General features: G+C 74.8%; 18 protein-coding genes and 1 pseudogene. 5 read left to right on the top strand and 14 right to left on the bottom strand.

Annotation, left to right across the window (positions count from 1 at the left end; genetic code table 11):
* The 8 genes from ACYVJ4_RS07450 to ACYVJ4_RS07415 all read right to left on the bottom strand — a co-directional run.
* The coding region (locus ACYVJ4_RS07450; protein WP_460459481.1) for an ABC transporter permease at positions 1 to 1,317 on the bottom strand (1,317 nt) is incomplete at its 3' end.
* Positions 1,314 to 4,421 (bottom strand): FtsX-like permease family protein, encoded by a 3,108-nt coding sequence (locus tag ACYVJ4_RS07445; protein ID WP_460459480.1) that lies wholly within the window; start codon positions 4,419 to 4,421, stop codon positions 1,314 to 1,316. The genes ACYVJ4_RS07445 and ACYVJ4_RS07450, both read right to left, overlap by 4 nt.
* 177 nt (positions 4,422 to 4,598) lie before the next feature.
* Positions 4,599 to 5,102, bottom strand: coding sequence for a GNAT family N-acetyltransferase (locus ACYVJ4_RS07440; RefSeq protein WP_460459479.1), 504 nt, complete (start codon positions 5,100 to 5,102; stop codon positions 4,599 to 4,601).
* Complete coding sequence (locus ACYVJ4_RS07435; RefSeq protein ID WP_460459478.1) at positions 5,099 to 5,404, bottom strand: MTH1187 family thiamine-binding protein; 306 nt, start codon at positions 5,402 to 5,404, stop codon at positions 5,099 to 5,101. The genes ACYVJ4_RS07440 and ACYVJ4_RS07435 overlap by 4 nt, the downstream gene beginning before the upstream one ends.
* Positions 5,405 to 5,448: 44 nt before the next feature.
* The gene (locus tag ACYVJ4_RS07430; protein WP_460459477.1) at positions 5,449 to 6,570 is read right to left on the bottom strand and encodes an ABC transporter permease; all 1,122 of its coding nucleotides are present in this window, start codon (positions 6,568 to 6,570) and stop codon (positions 5,449 to 5,451) included.
* Complete coding sequence (locus ACYVJ4_RS07425; protein WP_460459482.1) at positions 6,567 to 7,463, bottom strand: ABC transporter ATP-binding protein; 897 nt, start codon at positions 7,461 to 7,463, stop codon at positions 6,567 to 6,569. The genes ACYVJ4_RS07430 and ACYVJ4_RS07425 overlap by 4 nt, the downstream gene beginning before the upstream one ends.
* Before the next feature lie 122 nt (positions 7,464 to 7,585).
* Positions 7,586 to 8,557, bottom strand: a complete 972-nt coding sequence (meaB, locus tag ACYVJ4_RS07420) for a methylmalonyl Co-A mutase-associated GTPase MeaB (protein WP_460459476.1) — start codon at positions 8,555 to 8,557, stop codon at positions 7,586 to 7,588.
* Positions 8,558 to 8,576: 19 nt separating this feature from the next.
* The gene (locus ACYVJ4_RS07415) at positions 8,577 to 9,788 is read right to left on the bottom strand and encodes an acetyl-CoA C-acetyltransferase (protein ID WP_460459475.1); all 1,212 of its coding nucleotides are present in this window, start codon (positions 9,786 to 9,788) and stop codon (positions 8,577 to 8,579) included.
* Between the two features lie 161 nt (positions 9,789 to 9,949).
* On the opposite strand from ACYVJ4_RS07415, the gene mce reads away from it, so the two are divergent.
* Complete coding sequence (gene mce / locus ACYVJ4_RS07410; RefSeq protein WP_460459474.1) at positions 9,950 to 10,393, top strand: methylmalonyl-CoA epimerase; 444 nt, start codon at positions 9,950 to 9,952, stop codon at positions 10,391 to 10,393.
* On the opposite strand, the gene ACYVJ4_RS07405 is transcribed toward mce, so the two are convergent.
* Both ACYVJ4_RS07405 and ACYVJ4_RS07400 read right to left on the bottom strand, forming a co-directional pair.
* Complete coding sequence (locus ACYVJ4_RS07405; protein WP_460459473.1) at positions 10,383 to 11,525, bottom strand: heparan-alpha-glucosaminide N-acetyltransferase domain-containing protein; 1,143 nt, start codon at positions 11,523 to 11,525, stop codon at positions 10,383 to 10,385. The two genes, mce and ACYVJ4_RS07405, sit on opposite strands and share 11 nt — an antisense overlap.
* A gap of 18 nt (positions 11,526 to 11,543) precedes the next feature.
* Positions 11,544 to 12,338: a polysaccharide deacetylase family protein gene (locus ACYVJ4_RS07400; protein WP_460459472.1), complete on the bottom strand. Its 795-nt coding sequence runs from the start codon at positions 12,336 to 12,338 to the stop codon at positions 11,544 to 11,546.
* Between the two features lie 230 nt (positions 12,339 to 12,568).
* Between ACYVJ4_RS07400 and ccrA the strand changes: the two genes are divergently transcribed.
* Positions 12,569 to 13,906 (top strand): crotonyl-CoA carboxylase/reductase, encoded by a 1,338-nt coding sequence (gene ccrA / locus ACYVJ4_RS07395; protein WP_460459471.1) that lies wholly within the window; start codon positions 12,569 to 12,571, stop codon positions 13,904 to 13,906.
* Positions 13,907 to 13,936: 30 nt separating this feature from the next.
* A complete protein-coding gene (locus tag ACYVJ4_RS07390) occupies positions 13,937 to 15,193 on the top strand; it encodes an AI-2E family transporter (protein WP_460459470.1) in 1,257 nt (418 codons plus the stop codon).
* A gap of 13 nt (positions 15,194 to 15,206) precedes the next feature.
* Here ACYVJ4_RS07390 and ACYVJ4_RS07385 read toward each other — a convergent pair whose 3' ends face one another.
* The 3 genes from ACYVJ4_RS07385 to ACYVJ4_RS07375 form a co-directional block, all read right to left on the bottom strand.
* Positions 15,207 to 16,136 carry a hypothetical protein gene (locus ACYVJ4_RS07385; RefSeq protein WP_460459469.1) on the bottom strand — a complete coding sequence of 310 codons (930 nt, stop codon included), beginning with the start codon at positions 16,134 to 16,136 and terminating at the stop codon, positions 15,207 to 15,209.
* Positions 16,133 to 16,738, bottom strand: coding sequence for an RNA polymerase sigma factor (locus ACYVJ4_RS07380; protein ID WP_460459468.1), 606 nt, complete (start codon positions 16,736 to 16,738; stop codon positions 16,133 to 16,135). The genes ACYVJ4_RS07385 and ACYVJ4_RS07380 overlap by 4 nt, the downstream gene beginning before the upstream one ends.
* Positions 16,739 to 16,804: 66 nt before the next feature.
* Positions 16,805 to 17,569, bottom strand: coding sequence for an alpha/beta hydrolase (locus ACYVJ4_RS07375; RefSeq protein WP_460459467.1), 765 nt, complete (start codon positions 17,567 to 17,569; stop codon positions 16,805 to 16,807).
* A 24-nt stretch (positions 17,570 to 17,593) separates the two neighbouring features.
* Here ACYVJ4_RS07375 and ACYVJ4_RS07370 point away from each other — a divergent pair, with 24 nt between their 5' ends.
* The gene (locus ACYVJ4_RS07370) at positions 17,594 to 17,977 is read left to right on the top strand and encodes a DUF952 domain-containing protein (protein ID WP_460459466.1); all 384 of its coding nucleotides are present in this window, start codon (positions 17,594 to 17,596) and stop codon (positions 17,975 to 17,977) included.
* A gap of 40 nt (positions 17,978 to 18,017) precedes the next feature.
* Positions 18,018 to 18,551, top strand: a complete 534-nt coding sequence (locus ACYVJ4_RS07365; protein ID WP_460459465.1) for a hypothetical protein — start codon at positions 18,018 to 18,020, stop codon at positions 18,549 to 18,551.
* Here ACYVJ4_RS07365 and ACYVJ4_RS07360 read toward each other — a convergent pair.
* A pseudogene (locus ACYVJ4_RS07360) lies at positions 18,548 to 18,771 on the bottom strand (hypothetical protein); the annotation flags it as partial. The gene ACYVJ4_RS07365 and the pseudogene ACYVJ4_RS07360 overlap by 4 nt on opposite strands.

The raw sequence follows: 18,771 nt of genomic DNA, 5'->3' as shown, positions 1-18,771 counted from the left end.
GCCGGGCACGCGGCGCAGCCGGTCGGCCACGTGCCCGCGCGCGACGCCGCGCGCGGCGACCGCGGCGGCCCCGATGCCGCCGAGCACGCCCAGCGCGACCGAGGCCACGACCGCCGGCGTGATCCGCAGCTCGACGCCGGGCTCGAGCAGGTGCACCGCGACTTCGTGGACGACCCACCAGCCGAGCAGCGTGCCGATCGGCGCCGAGACGAGCAGCAGCAGGGCGACCTCGCCCAGGCCGAACCGCACGGTGCGCGGGGGCGTCAGCCCGCGCAGCTTGGCCAGGCCGAGCTCGGGCGCGCGCTCCTGGGTGGCCGAGCTGACGACGTGGGCCAGGATCACCCAGGCGAGCAGCACCAGCTGGAAGGCCGCGAGCGGCGCGGCGACCCGCACCACGTCGCTGCGGCGGTTGGACGTGCCGATCAGGGTGGGCAGCTGGCTGGTGACGGCGACGCCGACCTTGCCCAGCTCGACCCGGGCCTGGTCGACGGTGGCGGCGACGGCCGGGCCGTCGTCCAGGCCGATCGCCCCGCCGTCGGTCGGGACGTCGACCGAGTACTGCACGACGCCCAGCTGGCGGGCGGCGCCGGTGCCCATGAAGACGGTGTCGGTCAGGGGCGGCAGCTCGCCGAGCCCGTTGGGCCGCGAGACCGGGTAGTAGCGGAACAGCGGGCGCCCGACCCAGAAGTCGTCGTCCAGGTCGAAGGGCTCGGTGGTGCCGACGACCGTGAGCCGCGCCACCTGCTGCGAGCCGTCCGGGCGCTGGACGTCGGTCAGCCCGGCCTCGAGCCGGTCGCCGACCCGCAGGCCGAGCAGCTCGGCGCTGCGCGTCGTGAGGACCGCCTCGTCCGGCTTGGTTGCGCAGCGGCCCGAGGTGATGGTCAGGTGCTGGCAGGTGCCGACCCGCTCGACGAGAGGGACCTGGATCTGGCCGCCCGCCTGCGGTCCCGCCTTCGCGGTGGCCGTGCCGCTCGTCAGCGACGACACGACGGGCCGGCCGAAGTACGGCGCGTGCAACCGGCGGCCGAGGCTGTCGACCGTGCCGCTGGCCGGCAGCGCCACCTTGGCGGCGTTGGCCGACACGTCGGCGTGCACGGCACGGGCGAACACGTCCGAGCGCGAGAGCGCGCTGCGCGCGATCGACTCCTCGGCCGCGCGCGAGTACAACGGGGCGACGACGGCGGCGGTGGCGGCCACGACCGCCAGCACCAGCACCACCGCCGCGGTGAGCCGGCGGTACGCGATGCCGCGCACGGCCAGGCGCAGCGCCAGGGCCAGGCCGGCGAAGCGGCTGGTGCGGGCTCCGGGGTGCTTCACCGGGCCCCCTCGCGCAGCAGCGTGGGCCGCGCCTGGCGGCCCAGCCGGGCGCCCAGCCCGACGCACACGCCGACCAGCAGCACGGCGCTGACCAGGAGCAGCACGAGCACCGCGCCGGTGCCCGACAGCACCTGGGGCGCGGGCAGGCTGGAGTCGCTGCCGTCGCGCGACAGCGTCAGCGCGGCGCCCACCGCGTCGAGCACGGCGCCCGACACGACGCCGGCCACGGCGACCAGCAGCTGCTCGCGCACCGCCGCGCGCACGACCGTGCGGCGCGGGACGCCGACCGCGCGCACGCCGGCCAGGACGTAGGCCCGCACCCGGCCGGACGTCACGACCGCGACGGCGAGCACGGCGGCGGCGAGCAGCAGGGCGACCACGCCGATCACGGTCGCGAGGTGCAGCGACAGCCCGGTGCCGCGCTGCCCGGCGGCCGTCGCGACCTCGGCGACCGTCGTCCGCGAGACGACCGGCAGGCCCGCGGCGGCCAGCGACCGGGTGAGCGCGGCCTCGCGGTCGGCGTCGTCCTGCGCCAGCCAGACCTCGGCGGTCGTGGTGGGGGCGGTGCCGCCGTCCAGCTCGCGCGCGTCGTCGAGCGAGACGAGCAGGGCCGGGTTGGGGGCTCCCGGCACCCGGGGCAGGGCGCCGAGCTTGTGGTAGCTGGTGTCCGAGCCGGCGATGGCCGGGCCGGTGACGAGCTCGGCCTGGTCGATCATCAGGTCGCCGCTCTCGGGGACGCCGTAGGGCGAGACGCCGACCCCGGCGGTCGACATCGCCGGCAGGGTGAGCGGGCGGTCGGTGCGGGCCAGCAGCAGGTCGGCGTGGAAGCTGCGGGCGCTGGCGTGCAGGCCGCCGCGGTCGTCGTTCTTGGGGTCGTCCAGGTAGCCCGTGATCCGCCAGCCGAGGTCACCGGGACGCAGGTCGAGCGCACGCCCGTCGACCGTGGCCCGGCTCAGCACGATGTCGAGCACCGCGGTGCCGGGGTCGTTGGGGTCGCGCGCGACCTGCACCAGCCGCAGCCGGCACCCGGTGTCGCACGGCACGTCGGCCGCCATGCGCTGCTGCCCCGAGCGCAGCTCGCCGAGGTCGACGCTGCGCAGCAGCCCCTGCCGGTCGGCGACGTGCACGACCAGGTGGGCGGGCTCGAGCAGACCGGCGGACGTCGGGCCGTCGCCGCCCGCCTCGTCCGGCCCGGGCGTGTACCCGGCCCAGCGGAACTCGACGTCCAGGGCGAGGCGGCGGCCGGTGATCTCGACCGGCACGGCGGCCTTCGGCGTGAGGGCGGCCAGCGACGGGTGGCCCTCCCCCGCGTCGCCGGACTCGTCCCACAGCGCCACCCGCGAGAAGCGCTGCGGGTCGACCGCCAGGGTCGTGGTGCCGGTGCCGGAGGCGGGATGGGCGGCCATCACCGGGGCGGCGTAGCGGCCACCCGGGTCGGCCTTGTCCACCGCGTCCATCAGCTCGGCCGGGTTGTCGGAGCGCACCGTGAGGACGACCGGCGCGCCGACCGAGCGCTGCGCCGCGGCCTCGCGCTGGTGCGCGCCGACCGCCCCGGCCGCACCGGCGAACACCAGCAGCGCCACGGCCACGGTCTCGATCGCGACGAGCCGGCGCAGCGCCGGGCGGCGCGAGACCGCCACGCAGGCCAGGCCGGTGGCGATCCGACCGCTCGCGAGCAGCCGCCGGCCCAGCGCGCCCGCCACCGGCACGACCGCCTGCGACAGCAGCAGCCCCCCGGCGAGCGCGAGCAGCCCCGGGGCGACCAGCGCGGTGGGCGAGCTGGCGTCGTCGCCGAGCAGCGTCACCAGACCGGCCACGCACAGCGCGACGACGGCGCCGTCGGCGATGCCGGCCTTGAGGGTCGAGCTGCGCGGCGGCACCGAGCGCAGCAGCGACACGAGCGGCTCGCGCACCGTCGGCACGGCGGTGACCGTCACGGCCACCACGGCCGCCACCGCGCAGGCCGCGACCGCGACGAGCAGCGGCCAGCCGACGTCCACCGGGACTCCGGGCTCGAGCCAGCGCACGGCGGCGGCGCGCGCCAGCAGCCACCCGACGACCCCGCCGGCCAGGCACCCCAGCACCACCACGCCCGCCAGCTCGCGCACCAGCAGGCCGGCCGCGTGCCCGGGCAGCTGGCCGCGCAGCCGGGCGAGCGCCACCTCGGGGCGGCGCTGCTCGGTGGTGGCGGCGGCCACGTAGACCAGCACGACCAGCGCGAGCAGCACGCCCTGCAGCGCGAGCAGCGGCAGCGGGGCCCGGGCGTCGGCACGCTGCTGCGCCGCCTCGTCGAGCAACGGGCCGAGCTGGGTGCTGGTGCGCCCGTTGGTGCTGGACGCCTTGCGCTGCAACGCCTGCAGGTCGGAGCGGGCCTGGGGCACCCGAGCCAGGGTCAGCCGGTCGACGTCCAGCGGGACGTCGACCGACACCGCGAGCGCGCGCCACCGCGCACCGGCGAGGGTGGGCCAGCCGACCAAGACTGCGGCGGTGGGCGTGATGGTGGCGTCACCCGTCGCGGCCGCGGCCAGCTTGCGGTTGAACCAGTAGGAGTCGAGGTCGCGCGGCTGGGCGTACAGGCCGACCACCCGGAGCCCGCGCAGCACCGTCGTCCGGGTGCCGGAGTCGGCCGAGGCGTCGGTGAGGTCCAGGGTGCTGCCGACCTTCGCGCCGGCCAGTGCCGCGGTCGACTCCGCCAGCACCACCTCGCCCTGGGCGGTCGAGCAGCGGCCGGCCGACATGGACACGTGCGCGCAGACGTCGTCGCGCGCCACGAGCGGCACCAGCAGGCTGCCGGTGCGGATGGCGAGCAGCGCGTTGGCGCTCGCCCCGGCCACCGGCTCGCCCCAGGTCGGGCGGTCGACCTCGGGCGACAGCGCGGCGCGCAGCTCGTCCGGGCTGGGCGGGCGGTCGGACTCGACCTGCACCTGCAGGCCGCGCACGTCGCTCGGCGCGGTGCGCAGGACGGTGCGCTGCACCGACTCCTCGACCGCGCGGGCGTAGGCCAGCCCCAGGACGGCGGTGAGGGCCAGGACGCCGGACAGCGCTCCCACGAGCACGGCTTGACCGGGCTGGGCCCGCAAGCGGGCCCACACCAGTCCCGTCACCGCGCCAGCCTGTCCCACGGCCCGCCTCGCGCCCAGGTGACGACCGGCATCGTGACGGCATCGTGACCGCATCGTGATCCATTGCTGAGCAATGCTCCCGGGTTCCGCTGCGGGGCAACGGAATCGGGTCGGGAGCCGGCCCGGACGTCGACACCGGCCGGTGTCAGCGTCTCGGTGTCAGCGTCGGACCCAGCGGTCCTCCGTCGTGCCCGTGGGCTCGTGCGGCTTGCTGGTGCCGTCGGGCGCGAAGCCGTGCCGGCGGTAGAACGCCGCCGCCCGCTCGTTGCCGCGCAGCACCCACAGCGACACCGGCCCGTCGCCGGCCGTCTCGCGCACCGCCCGGGTGAACAGCTCCTCCCCCAGCCCGGTGCCGTGGTGCGCGGCCAGCACGTTGACGACGTACAGCTCGTGGGGCGGGTCGGCGGGCTCGTCGCGGGTCGGGCCGGCCGAGGCGAAGCCGACCGGCACGCCGTCCGCGAGCCCCACCAGGTCGACCACGCCGGGCGCGGGCTGCGACGCCTGCTGCCGGAACCGCTCGGCCGAGCGCTCGGCCGAGCGCGAGGCCAGGTAGTCGTCGGGCATCAGCCCGGCGTAGGTCTGCTGCCAGACCAGGGTGTGGACGCGACCGAGCTCGTCGGCGTCACCGAGCTCGAGGGCGCGGACGACGTAGCGCGCGCTCACCCGGCGGAGCCGGCCTCGATCGCCTGCTCGAGCCGGTCGAGCTTGGCCTGCATCTCGCCGGTGCGGCCCGGCCGGATGTCGGCCTTCAGCACCAGCGAGACGCGCTCGCCGTGCTGCCCCACCGCCTCGCAGGCCCGCTTGACGACGTCCAGGCACTCGTCCCACTCGCCCTCGATGGTGGTGAACATCGAGTCGGTGCGGTGCGGCAGGCCGGACTCGCGGACGACGCGCACGGCGTCGGCCACGGCGGCCGACACCGAGTCACCGGTGCCGGAGGGAGCGACGGAGAAGGCGATCAGCATGGCGCCGACGCTACTCCCCCAAGCGATCTGCTCGTGCGTCGGGACTAGACGTCGTCCCAGCGGAAGAGCCGGGTGGCGACGGCGGTGAGCACCACCGCGAAGGCGAGCAGGATGCCGCACGGCGCGAGGACGTCGGTGAAACCCTGGCCGCGCGCGAGCACGTCGAGCATCGCGTCGTTCATGTGCCGCAACGGGAACACCTGGCTCACGCCACGCAGCCAGGCCGGCGCGGCCGAGATGTCGAAGAAGGTGCCGGACAGGAACGCCATCGGCAGCACGATGAAGTTGGCCATCGCGCTGGCCGCTTCCTCGGTCTTGGCGATCGCCCCGACCAGCAGCCCGATCGACAGGAAGGCCAGGGTGCCGCACACCAGCAGCGGCGCCGCGAGCCACCAGCTGCCGGCCAGCTGGAGCCCGAACGGCGGGGTGAGCGCGACGCCCACGTAGATCGCCGCCTGCACGAACGCGACCACCAGGCTCACGCCGACGCGCGCCGCGACCACGGTCCAGACCGGTGCGGGCGACAGGCGCACGCGGCGCAGCAGCTGCTTCTTGCGCCAGCTGACGATGGTGAGCGCCGCGCCGAACGCCGCGGACGTCGCCACGCCCCACGACAGGATGCCGCCCGTCGTGAACTGGATCGGCTTGAGCGACTCGTCCTCGACCCGCTGCGCCTCCAGCGTCAGCCGCGGCGGCTGCCCGGTGGCGGCGACGTTGCCGCGGTCGACCACCGAGCTGAGGATCCCCTGCACAGTGGCGGCACGCACGGCGTCGCTCGCGGCGAACCGCAGCACCAGCCGGTCGCCCTGCTGCTCGACGACCGCGGGGACGTCGCCCGCACGCACCGCGGCCACGCCGGCGTCGAGCGAGGGGTAGGTCTTGGTCTCGAGGACCGACGACGGCAGCGCCTTCACCAGCGCCCCGTCGCCGACCACGCCGATGGTGGTGCGGCTCGACCCGGCGTCGTTGAAGACCAGCCCGAAGACGACGAGGAACATCAGCGGGAAGAAGAACGTGAAGAACAGCGCCATGCGGTCGCGGAAGAAGCTGCGCAGCATGGCCCGGGCCAGCGTGCGGAACGACGACCACGGCGAGGCCTGGTACGTCGTCCGGCCGGCCGGGGGCGCGGGCTGCGGCGCGGGCTCGGTGGCCGTGGCGGTGCTCATGCGCGGTACTCCCGTCCGGTGAGGTGCAAGAAGACGTCCTCGAGGGTGGCGGTGCGCACGCTGACGCCGTCGAGCCGGTCGCGCTCGGCCAACGACTGCAGCAGCACCGCGGGGGTGCGAGTGCTCATCACCAGCTCGCCGTCGGCGTCCTGCACGGTGTCGGCGCCCGGCAGCGCGCGGGCCTCGGCCGCCGTCAGCACGCCGTCCGGCAGCGCGACGCGGGTGTCGGCCTGCAGCCCCCGCACCAGCGCGGCCGGGGTGTCGCTGGCGAGGATCCGGCCGGAGTCCATGATCGCGACCCGGTCGCACAGGATCTCGGCCTCGTCGAGGTAGTGCGTCGTGTAGACGACCGTCGTGCCGCGCGACTGCACCTCGCGCAGCACGTCCCACAGGTTGCGCCGGGCCTGCGGGTCGAGCGCCGCGGTGGGCTCGTCGAAGAAGACGAGCTCGGGGTCGTGCACCAGCGCGCAGGCGATCGAGAGCCGCTGGCGCTGGCCGCCGCTGAGCTTGTCCTCTCGGGTGGCGGCCTTGTCGGCCAGCCCCACGAGCTCGAGCATCTCGTCGACCCGGCGCCGCTCGACGCCGTAGAGCGCGCCGAAGGTCTCGAGCTGCTCGCGGGCCGTGAGCTTCTCGAAGAACGCCGACGCCTGCAGCTGGACTCCCATGCGCGGCAACAGCTTCGGGTTGCGCGGCCACGGTTCTTCGCCCAGCAGGCGCACCGTGCCGGTGTCCGGCTCGCGCAGCCCCTCGACCATCTCCAGCGTCGTCGTCTTGCCGGCGCCGTTGGGACCGAGGATGCCGAAGAACTCGCCGCGCGCGACCTCGAACGAGACCCCGTCGACGGCGGTCAGGTCGCCGTAGCGCTTGACCAGCCCCTGCACCTCGATCGCCACGTCACCGCGCGCACGACCGTCACCCACCCCGAGCGTCGTCACGGGCCGACCCTACCCACACGGCGCTGCGGCTCGCCGCGGACGAGTCCGCGGGCGAGTCAGCGGGCGAGTCAGCGGGCGAGTCAGCGGGCGGACGCCGTCACGGCCTCGACCAGCCGGTCGGCCGCGTCGTACGGGTCGGTCGCGCCGTCGACGACCGCGGCCGCGAGCTCGTCGAGCCCGGTGCCGTGCCGCAGGTCGCCCATGCGTCCGCGCAGCTCGGCCAGCGCGATGGCCTCGACCTCGTCGGACGCCCGGCGCACCCGCCGCTCGCGCAGGTGGCCGGTCTCGTCCAGCCACGCCCGGTGCTTGTCGATCGCCGCTGTGACGTCGTCCAGGCCCTCCTCGCGCGACGCGACGGTCTTGACCACCGGCGGGCGCCAGTCCCCGGGCGCGCGGGACTCCCCCAGCGAGATCATGTGCCGGATGTCGCGCACCGTGGCGTCGGCGCCGTCGCGGTCGGCCTTGTTGACGACGAAGACGTCGCCCACCTCGAGGATGCCCGCCTTGGCCGCCTGGATGCCGTCGCCCATGCCCGGCGCGAGCAGCACCAGGGTGGTGTCGGCGAGCCCGGCGATCTCGACCTCGCTCTGTCCGACGCCGACGGTCTCGACCAGGACGACGTCGCAGCCGGCCGCGTCGAGCACGCGCAGCGCCTGCGGGGTGGCCCACGACAGCCCGCCGAGGTGCCCGCGGCTGGCCATCGACCGGATGTAGACGCCGGGGTCGAGCGCGTGGTCCTGCATGCGCACGCGGTCGCCGAGCAGCGCGCCGCCCGAGAACGGCGAGGACGGGTCGACCGCCAGCACGCCGACCCGGTGGTCGTCGGCGCGCAGGGCCTTGACCAGGGCGGAGGTCGTCGTGGACTTGCCCACGCCCGGGCTGCCGGTGATCCCGATGACGTGCGCGCTGCCGGTGTGCGGCGCGAGGGCGGCCATCACCTCGCGCAGGGCGGGGTGGGCGTCCTCGACGAGCGAGATCAGCCGCGCGACGGCACGCGGGCTCCCGGCCCGGGCCTGCTCGACCAGGGCCGGGACGTCGACCGTGCGCGCCACGTGGCCGTCGACCGCTCGATCAGGCCTGCGGGACGCGGACGACGAGCGCGTCGCCCTGGCCGCCGCCGCCGCACAGGGCCGCCGCGCCGACGCCGCCGCCGCGCCGCTTGAGCTCGAGGGCGAGGTGCAGCGCGATGCGCGCGCCGGACATGCCGATCGGGTGGCCCATGGCGATGGCGCCGCCGTTGACGTTGACGATCTCGGGGTCGAGGCCGAGCTCCTTGGTCGAGGCCAGCCCGACGGCAGCGAACGCCTCGTTGATCTCGACCAGGTCGAGGTCGGACGGCGAGATGCCCTCCTTCTCGCACGCCACCGCGATGGCCCGGGCCGGCTGCTGCTGCAGCGTCGAGTCGGGGCCGGCGACGACGCCGTGGGCGCCGATCTCGGCCAGCCAGGGCAGCCCCAGCTCCTCGGCCTTGGCCTTGCTCATCACGACCACGGCGGCCGCGCCGTCCGAGATCTGCGAGGCCGAGCCGGCGGTGATGGTGCCGTCCTTGCTGAACGCCGGGCGCAGGCGCGACAGCGACTCGACCGTGGTGTCGGCGCGCACGCCCTCGTCGGTGGCGAAGGTGATCGGGTCGCCCTTGCGCTGCGGGATCTCGACCGGGACGACCTCGTCGTCGAACAGGCCGTTCTTCCACGCCTGCGCGGCCAGCTGGTGGCTGCGGGCGCTGAAGGCGTCCTGCTCCTCGCGGCTGAACTCCTGGTCGGCGACGTTCGCGGACTCGGTGAGGTTGCCCATCGCCTGGTCGGTGAAGGCGTCCCAGAGGCCGTCGAAGGCCATGTGGTCGCGCATCGTCACGTCGCCGTACTTGAAGCCGGTGCGCGACTTCTCCAGCAGGTGCGGGGCCTGGCTCATCGACTCCTGGCCGCCCGCGACCACGACGTCGAACTCGCCGGCGCGGATCAGCTGGTCGGCCAGCGCGATGGCGTCGATGCCCGACAGGCAGACCTTGTTGATGGTCAGCGCCGGGACGGTCATCGGGATGCCGGCCTTCTGGGCGGCCTGGCGGGCGGGGATCTGGCCCGCCCCGGCCGTGAGCACCTGGCCCATGATCACGTACTGGACGGCGTCGGCGGCCACGCCGCTCTTCTCGAGCGCACCCTTGATGGCGAACCCGCCGAGGTCGGCGCCGGAGAAGCCGCTCAGCGACCCGAGCAGCCGGCCCATCGGCGTCCGCGCACCGCCGACGATGACGGACGTGCGCTGGTCGGGCTGGGATGCGGACACGGTGGACCTCCGGGCAGTCGTCGTGGGCGCGACGTCGCTGTCGCGCACGCTCCCAGCCTAACCGCGCGCGCGGGGTGCCTCGCGGCCGCTGCACGTGGCGCTGGCCACACCTGGCACGCGACCGTCGCCGCGGGCGGTCGCGCCGCCCTAGCCTCTCGGGCATGACCTCCCCGCTCAGCGACGTCCAGCAGCTCTTCACCGCCGTCGACCACGTCGGCGTCGCGGTGCCCGACCTCGACGCGGCGGTCGCGTTCTACCGCGACACCCTCGGCATGGCGCTGCAGCACGAGGAGGTCAACGAGGAGCAGGGCGTGCGCGAGGCCATGATGGCCGTCGGGGCCTCCGGTTCGTGCGTGCAGCTCCTGGCGCCGCTGACCCCGGACTCCACGATCGCCAAGTTCCTCGACCGCAGCGGCCCGGGGCTGCAGCAGGTCGCCTACCGGGTCGAGGACGTCGAGGCGGTGTCGGCGGTGCTGCGCGAGCGCGGGCTGCGCCTGCTGTACGACGCGCCGCGGCGCGGGACGGCGGGCAGCCGGGTCAACTTCGTGCACCCCAAGGACGCCGGCGGCGTGCTCGTCGAGCTGGTCGAGCCCGCTACACCGTGACGAACCGGCGCCGTCGCCACAGGACGGCGCACACGAGCCACCACAGCAGCAGCACCGCGAGCGCGTAGAGCAGCGACCCGCCACGCGCGCCTCCCACCGGCTCGAAGACGGTGCGGTAGATGCCGTCGCGCAGGTCCGTGGCGCGCAGCAGCATGATCGTGAGCTCGGAGCCGACGTAGACCACGAGAGCGTTGCGCCCCAACGCCTCCCACGGCTTTCCCACGACCCGGCGCACCGACGAGTCGGCGAGAGCCGAGAGCCCGGTGAGCGCGAGGGCACCGGTGCCCGCGCAGAGCAGCACGAACGCGGGCGTCCAGAGGAACTTGTTGGGCGGCACCGCGAGGGCGGCCAGGCCACCGGCGGCCAGCAGGCCCAGGCCGAGCAGGGCCGACGTCCGGAACCCCTTGTCGCGTAACGTCCGCACCGTCCACGCACCCAGCAGCACGGTGACGACGGCGGCCGGTGTCGACGCGAGCCCCTCGGGGTCGCCCCGGGTCGGGCTGTAGAGGTGGTCGAGCCCGAGCAGCGCCGTGTCGACCGCCTTCGGCCAGCTGGACGACGGCGCGTGGGCCGCCGGTCCGCCGGCGGTGAGCGCGACGGTGTACGCGACGAGGACGCCGGTCGCGAGCGCCACGGCGTACCGGGTGCGCAGGTGCAGCAGCACGAGCGCGGCGAGCAGCGCGGTGAGCCCGATCCGTTGCAGCACACCCATGACGCGCAGGTCGCCGAACCCGGGCCACGGCAGCGCGTTGAGCAGCAGCCCGATGGCGAACAGCGCCGCGGCCCGGCGCACCAGGCCGGCGTGCACGCCCGGTCGCGCGCGCAGGGCGACGCCCAGGGCGGCGCCGCTCACCAGCAGGAAGGTCGGGAAGACCAGGTCGGCCGGCGTCAGGCCGTCCCACACCGCGTGGGTGACGCCCGGCGGCTTCTCGTGCGGGTTGCCCTCGCCGTTGACGACGACCATGCCGGCGACCGCGATGCCGCGCAGCAGGTCGAGCGAGCGCATCCGCCGCTCGTCGTACGGGTCGTCCCGCTCGGCGTCCGCCTCGACGTCCGGCTCGACGTCCGCCTCGACGTCCGGCTCGACGTCCGGCTCGGGCTCGGGGGGTGCGGTGCGGTCGGTGTCGGTCACGACGCCAGCACCTCCGGGTCAGCGGGCCGGACCGCGCGCGAGCAGGTCCGGCAGGGCGACGACGTCCCAGCCGGACGAGCGCAGCCCGGACAGCAGGAACGGCAGGACCTCCATGGTGGCGGTGCGGTCGACGCTCTGCCCGCCGGACGTCATGACCCGGCCGCCGTCGTGCGCCAGCAGGATCTGGCCGGGGGCGGTGCGGGCCAGCATCAAGCGGGCCACGTCGCGCGGCGAGCCGGAGTGCACCGCCTCGACGCACTGGGTCCAGAACGCGGTGCGCAGGCCGAGACCGCGGGCCGCGCGACCGACCGTGGGGCTGGTGAAGCCCTTGGGCGGGCGGAACAGCGTGGGGCGCCCGAGGCCGACGTCCACCAGGTCGTCGCCACCCTGCTGCAGCTCGCCGCGCACCGGCGCCTGGCCGAGGTCGTACAGGTCGACGTGCGCGTGGGTGTGGTTGGCGACGGTGTGCCCCCGGGCGACCACCTCCCGCGCCAGGTCGCGCCACACGAGCGCGTTGACGCCGACCATGAAGAAGGTGGCCCGCGCCTCGTGCCGGTCCAGCAGGTCGAGCACGTGCGGCGTGTAGTCCGGGTCGGGGCCGTCGTCGAAGGTCAGCGCCACGGTGCGGTGCCGCGTCGAGACCGCGAAGACGCCGTCCGGCTGCGCCGCGTGGCGCGAGCGCCGGGTCGTCGTCCGCATGCCCGGCAGGTAGGCGGGGCTCGCGTCGGCGCTCGCCCCGAGCACGGACCCGACGCCCGCGACGAGGCAGCCGGCCGCGCCCCCCAGCAGCGCACGACGGGTCACGCCACCCATGTCGGCCCCCTGCTGCACCGCGTCCCTGCCCCCGGCCGCGCGGCCGGGGTGCCTGCGCCGATGCTATGGACGCGTCCGGCGTCCTGTCCGGCAGATCGGCAGACCGGTCGGCGACCTGAGCCCTGCGGGGCGCCCCGTGTCGTCCATCACAACCGCGCTCCGGACCTGCCGCCGGGAGGTGACTCGTCAGTAACCTCTCGGCCAGCCCCGCCACTCTTCAGGAGGACGACGTGCAGCAGATCCTTGACGCCATCACCGCCGGTGACACCAGCACCGAGGAGTTCGCGGCGCTGCCCGTGCCCGAGTCCTACCGCGCCGTGACCGTCCACAAGGACGAGGTCGACATGTTCGACGGCGTCGAGTCGCGCGACAAGGACCCGCGCCGCAGCCTGCACGTCGAGGACGTCCCCCTGCCCGAGGTGGGCCCGGGCGAGGCGCTGGTGGCCGTGATGGCCAGCGCCATCAACTACAACACCGTCTGGACGTCGATCTTCGAGCCGGTCTCGACGTTCGGCTTCCTCGAGCGCTACGGCCGCACCTCGCCGCTCGCCGCGCGGCACGACCTGCCCTACCACGTGGTCGGCTCCGACCTGGCCGGCGTCGTGCTGCGCACCGGCCCCGGCGTGCACAGCTGGAAGCCCGGCGCCGAGGTCGTCGCCCACTGCCTGTCGGTCGAGCTCGAGCACCCCGACGGCCACAACGACACGATGCTCGACCCCGAGCAGCGGATCTGGGGCTTCGAGACGAACTTCGGCGGGCTCGCGCACGTCGCGCTGGTCAAGGCGAACCAGCTCATGCCCAAGCCGGACCACCTGTCGTGGGAGGAGGCCGCCAGCCCCGGGCTGGTGAACTCGACCGCCTACCGCCAACTGATCTCCAAGAACGGCGCGAGCCTGAAGCTCGGCGACACCGTGCTGATCTGGGGCGCGTCCGGCGGCCTCGGCTCGTACGCCACGCAGATGGCGCTGGCCGCGGGCGCGACGCCCGTGTGCGTCGTCTCGAGCGAGGACAAGGCGCAGATCTGCCGCGCCATGGGGGCCGAGCTCGTCATCGACCGGCGGGCCGAGGACTACCGTTTCTGGAAGGACGAGACGACCCAGGACCAGAAGGAGTGGCGCCGCTTCGGCAGCCGCATCCGCGAGCTCACCGGCGGGCGCGACGTCGACATCGTCTTCGAGCACCCGGGCCGCGAGACCTTCGGCGCCAGCGTCTACGCCGCGCGCAAGGGCGGCACCATCGTCACCTGCGCGTCGACGTCCGGCTTCATGCACGAGTACGACAACCGCTACCTCTGGATGAACCTCAAGCGCATCATCGGCTCGCACTTCGCGAACTACCGCGAGGCCTGGGAGGCCAACGACCTGATCAACCGCGGGCTCATCCACCCGACGCTGTCGAAGGTCTACTCGCTGGACGACGTGGGCCAGGCGGCGAAGGACGTGCACGAGAACAAGCACCAGGGCAAGGTCGGCGTGCTGTGCCTCGCGCCCGAGGAGGGCCTGGGGGTGCGGGACGCCGAGAAGCGCGCCGCGCTGCTGCCCGCCATCAACCGGTTCCGCGACGTCTGACCCCCTAGGCTCCTGCGCGGGAGGAGCCGGATGAGACGCAACAAGCAGCGCACGGCCGAGCAGGACGCGGCCGGCGAGCGCGAGCTCGACGCACGGGCGGACGCCGCCGAGGCCGCGTCCGAGGCCGTGCAGACCGCGAGCGCGGCCGTGGGGGCGGCCGCCGCGGAGGCAGCCGGACCGCGAGCCTCGGGGTCGTCGGGGCCGTCGTCCGACGACGACGTGCTCAGCCTCGGCGAGCCCGGCGAGCCGCTCAACCGGCACTCGCCGTTCTACGTCGGGTTCGTCGGCGCGATCGGCGTGCTGCTGGCGTGGGGGCTGCTCGGGCTGGTGACGCGGCTGTCGTCGGTGCTGACCCTGCTCGTCGTGTCGCTCTTCCTGGCCCTCGGGCTCGACCCGGTGGTGCAGTTCGTCCAGGCCCGCGGGATGAGGCGCGGGCGGGCCGTGGCGCTGGTGTTCCTCGGCGTCATCGTGGTCTTCGTCGGCATCGTCGCGCTGCTCGTGCCGCCGGTCGTCAAGGAGGCCGCGCAGCTGGCCGACCAGGCGCCGGACTTCGTCGACAACCTGCTGAAGAACTCGACCGTGCGGCGGCTCGACGACCAGTACGGCGTGATCTCCAAGGCGCAGGCCGAGCTGCAGAAGCGGATCACCGACCAGTCGTTGTGGACCAGCGTCTTCGGCGGCGTGCTCGGCGCCGGGAAGGCCGTGGTGTCCGGGCTGTTCAGCGCGTTCACGGTGCTGGTGCTGACGCTGTACTTCACGGCCTCGCTGCCGCGGGTGAAGGCGTCGGTCTACCGGATGGTGCCGCGCACCCGCCGGCAGCGCTTCAGCTTCCTGTCCGAGGAGATCAGCCGGCGGGTGGGCGGGTACTTCCTGGGCCAGATCGCGGTCGCCACCGTGAACGGCATCTGCAGCTACCTGATGATGAAGGTCGTCGGGGTGCCGTACAGCGCCGTGCTGGCGGTGAGCGTCGGCATCCTCGGCCTGATCCCGATGGTCGGCGCCACGCTCGGCGCGGTGCTCGTCGTCCTGGTGGCGCTGTTCTCCTCCGGCACCGACGCGATCATCGTCGCCGTCTACTACGTCATCTACCAGCAGGTCGAGAACTACGTCGTGGCCCCGCGGATCATGCAGCGCACGGTCGCCGTGCCCGGTGCGGTCACGGTGGTCGCCGCCCTCGCCGGTGGCACGCTGCTCGGCGTCATCGGCGCCCTGATGGCGATCCCCGTCGCGGCCGGGCTGCTGCTGCTCTACCAGGAGGTCCTGCTCCCCCGGCAGCAGCAGCACTGACCGCTCAGGTCGGCTACTCCGGCGTCGCGCGCTCGCGCACCGTCAGGGGGACCGAGCCCGCGACGTCGCGCACCAGCACCTGCGAGGCGGAGCCGGACATCGTCTCGCCGAGGAACTGCGCGGTCCCCTGGTCGAAGTACAGCGCGTTCTCGACGTCGTAGGTGAAGGCGAGGCGGACGGCCGGTCGTCCGGCGTAGGTGGTGGACGTCGTCCGCACCTCGGGCAGCGATCCCAGCACCCGGATCATCGCGGCGTTCAGCTCGGGCGGCGTCAGGCCGACGCCGAACCGGTCGCTCATCCCCTCGAACACCGTCTGGGTCACGTCACGCTCGTCGCGTGCGGCCGCCCGGTTGACGTGCGCCTCGAGGTAGCGGCGCAGCGCGCCCGGCTCCGTGGGCCAGCGCTCGTAGTCGGCCGGACGCACGCCGTAGAACGGGTCGTCGCCCAGAGCCGCGGGCGGGATGCGCCGGTAGGTCGTGCCGACCGGGTCGCGGCGCGACACCTCGCGGTACCAGGCCGTGCCGTCGGCCCGCACCCAGCTCTCGGACGTCACGTCGATCGCCGGCGTCTGCGCATCACGCCCCTGCTGGACGAAGTGCACCACCTGGTGCACGTAGCCGTGGGGCCCGGGCGTCGTGGCCGGGGCCGAGGCCGCCGTGCGCGCCAGCCGCTCGACGGCCTGGGCCTGCGGCATCGCGTCGCGCGGCGCCAGCACGGTGGAGGCGAGCAGCGCGACCGCTGCGGCGGCCGCGGCCACGGCCCCCAGGGCCACCCGCCGCCGGGCGCGCGTCGCCGTCGTGCGGGGACGTCGTCCGGGGGTCGGGCGGGTGAGGCCGGACAGCACCTGCTCGGCCCGGTCGGGCGACCAGGACGTGACGAGGTCGTCGTCGTCGGGGCGGGCCAGCTCGAGCAGGTCGACGGGGTCGCGGTGGGTCGTGGTCATGACAGCTCCTGGACGAGTCGGGGGGCGCGCTGCGCGTCGTCGACGCGCGCGCTGCGAGGGGTGTCGGCGTCGGCGAGCGCGGTGCGCAGCCGGGTGCGGGCGCGGTGCAGGCGCACGGTGAACGCGCGGGCCGAGCAGCCGGCGACGGCCGCGGCCTGAGCCGGGGTGAGGCCGTCCCAGGCGGTGAGCAGCAGGGCCTCTCGTTCGGCGCGGGTGCACTGCGCGAGGGCGGCCAGCAGGCTGTCGCGCTCGTGCACGGCGTCGGCCGCCGACGGGGACGTCGGGTGCCACCCCTCCCGCACGGCGGCGAACCACAGCTGGTCGGCGCGCCGCGCCGTGCGTCGCTGGTTGGCGATCACGTTGCGTGCCACGACGAGCAGCCACGGCAGCGGCTGGTCGGGCACGCGGTCGGGGCGCCGCCAGGCGACGAGGAAGGTCTCGGACACCACGTCGTCGCACTGCGACTCCTCGACGTGGCGCCGCGCGTACGCGTAGACCCGGCCGGCGTGCTGGCGGAAGGTCGCGGCCAGCCGCTCGTCGTCCGACGGCTCGGCTGGTCCGGGTGGTCCAGGTGGTCCGGGTGCTTCAGGTGGTGAGGTCACACCCGGAGATGTCCGCTCGCGCCCCCCGATCACGCGCCCACTGTGCCGCACCGTGGCGGAGAGGGGTCAGACGTGCAGCGGCGTGCCGAGCGGGCCGTCCCAGGTGGTGGGCAGCGGCGCGTGGCCGGGCTCGACGAAGGCCACGACCTCGTTGAGCACCCGGCGCACCGCCGGCTCCCCCACCCACAGGTGCTTGGCGCCGTCGACGCCGATCACCGTGGCCTGCGGTATCGCGGCGAACCGCTCGCGCGCCTCGGGCGGCTGCAGGTAGTCGTCGTGCTCGGGCACCAGGGCCAGCACCGGCTTGCCGGACGACGCCCACCGCTCGAGGTCGGACGGCGCCGAGAACCGCAACGGCGGGCTGAGCAGGACCGCGCCCTCGACCGCCGGGTCGCAGCCGTGCATGAGCGCCAGGTCGGTGCCGAAGGACCAGCCCACGAGCCACGGCCGGGGCAGCTCGCGGAACTCGGCCAGCTCGATCGCCGCGGCGACGTCGAAGCGCTCGGCGTCGCCCGCGTCGAACTCGCCCTGGCTGGTGCCGCGCGGGCTGGTGACGCCGCGCAGGTTGAAGCGCAGCACCGCGAGGTCGGCAAGGGCCGGCAGCCGGTACGACGCCTTGCGCAGCACGTGCGAGTCCATGAAGCCGCCGTGCGTGGGCAACGGGTGCAGCGTCACCAGGGTCGCCACCGGGTCGCGGTCCAGCGGGAGAGCCAGCTCGCCCACCAGGGTCAGGCCGTCGGCCGTGTGCAGCTCGACGTCCTCGCGCCGGGCCGGCAGCACGGTGTTGGCCCGGATCATGTTCTCGTGGAACGAGTGCGCGTCGTCGCTCATCGGGGTCAAGCGTAGGGTCCGACCATGCGCATCCTGCACGCCGCCCTCCCCGAGGACTGGGCCCGGGCCCGCGAGGACGGCAGCTACGACGTCTCGACCCGCGGCCGCACCCTCGTCGACGAGGGCTTCATCCACGCCTCGACCCTCGCGCAGCTGCCTGGCGTGCTCGACGGCTTCTACGCGGACGTCGCCGCCGTCGACCTGCTCGTCGTCGACCTCGACCTGCTCGACCACGAGGGCGCGCAGGTGGTCTGGGAGGACGTGCCGGGCGCCGACGTGCCGTTCCCGCACGTGTACGGCGTGATCCCCGCGCAGACGGTCGTGGACGTCGTCCGGCTGGAGCACGAGCCCGGCACGCTGTGGTCGGTCCCCGACGTCGAGGACGTCGCCACCGCTCCACCCGCCTGAGCGCTCAAGCCGTGCGCGCGCCGTCCCGATCCTGAGGGGCATGGGGTGGGGGCGACGGGCCGTGGCGTGCGCCCTGCCCGTGGTGGGTGTGGTCGTGTCGACCGCGTCGGGCGTGGCCGCCTGGAACGCCGGGAGCGCCGCCCGGTGGCGGGCCGCGGAACCAGGTGTCCAGCGCCAGCTGCACCGCACGCTCGCCATGTTCGAGCTCCCGTCCGGGTTCGCGGTCGCACCCTGCGCGGACCACCCGTCGGCCGGCGGCACGGCGACCCGCTGCTGGACCTCTCCCTCGACCGGCTCGCCGGCCGAGCTGGGTGACGTCGTCCTGGCAGCTCTGCGCCGCACGGGCGTCACCCGCGCCTCCTGGAGCTGCTACGACCTCACTCTTCCCGGCTCGGCACCCGGGGCGACGGTGTGCGGAGCTAGCGGTCTGCCCGACTCCTTGGACTTCCCGCGACTGACGGTCGTGGTCAGCTCGACGGTGCGTCTCGACCGCGCGGCCCTGCGAGCTGGGTGTCCGCTGGCCGTCATCGGGACGGACGTGAGTCTCGCCGCGCGGCTCGAACCCTCCGCCTAGCGCCGCAGCCGCGTGAGGAAGCGTCGGACGAGGTCGTCGACCGCTGCGCTGGCTCTGCTCGGTGGTGCTGTCGCGTCCGGTGGTGGATCTGGTGGCTGGTCCGGCGGGTCGGTGGACCAGACGATGCGGCCGTCGACGAGGCGGGCGGTCATGCCGGTGATGTGGACGTGGCGGTGGTGGCGCCCGCACACCAGGGTCCCGGTGGACACGGACGTCTTCC

The organism is Angustibacter peucedani, from assembly GCF_054779595.1.
This window is presented reverse-complemented; position numbering and strand designations above follow the sequence as displayed.

Bases quoted from the DNA above. Each gene is read 5' to 3' on its own strand.
- ACYVJ4_RS07435 (WP_460459478.1), bottom strand. From the start codon at position 5,404: ATGCTGATCGCCTTCTCCGTCGCTCCCTCCGGCACCGGTGACTCGGTG.
- ACYVJ4_RS07430 (WP_460459477.1), bottom strand. From the start codon at position 6,570: ATGAGCACCGCCACGGCCACCGAGCCCGCGCCGCAGCCCGCGCCCCCG.
- mce (WP_460459474.1), top strand. From the start codon at position 9,950: ATGACCTCCCCGCTCAGCGACGTCCAGCAGCTCTTCACCGCCGTCGAC.
- ACYVJ4_RS07400 (WP_460459472.1), bottom strand. From the start codon at position 12,338: ATGGGTGGCGTGACCCGTCGTGCGCTGCTGGGGGGCGCGGCCGGCTGC.
- ACYVJ4_RS07390 (WP_460459470.1), top strand. From the start codon at position 13,937: ATGAGACGCAACAAGCAGCGCACGGCCGAGCAGGACGCGGCCGGCGAG.
- ACYVJ4_RS07385 (WP_460459469.1), bottom strand. From the start codon at position 16,136: ATGACCACGACCCACCGCGACCCCGTCGACCTGCTCGAGCTGGCCCGC.
- ACYVJ4_RS07375 (WP_460459467.1), bottom strand. From the start codon at position 17,569: ATGAGCGACGACGCGCACTCGTTCCACGAGAACATGATCCGGGCCAAC.
- ACYVJ4_RS07370 (WP_460459466.1), top strand. From the start codon at position 17,594: ATGCGCATCCTGCACGCCGCCCTCCCCGAGGACTGGGCCCGGGCCCGC.
- ACYVJ4_RS07365 (WP_460459465.1), top strand. From the start codon at position 18,018: ATGGGGTGGGGGCGACGGGCCGTGGCGTGCGCCCTGCCCGTGGTGGGT.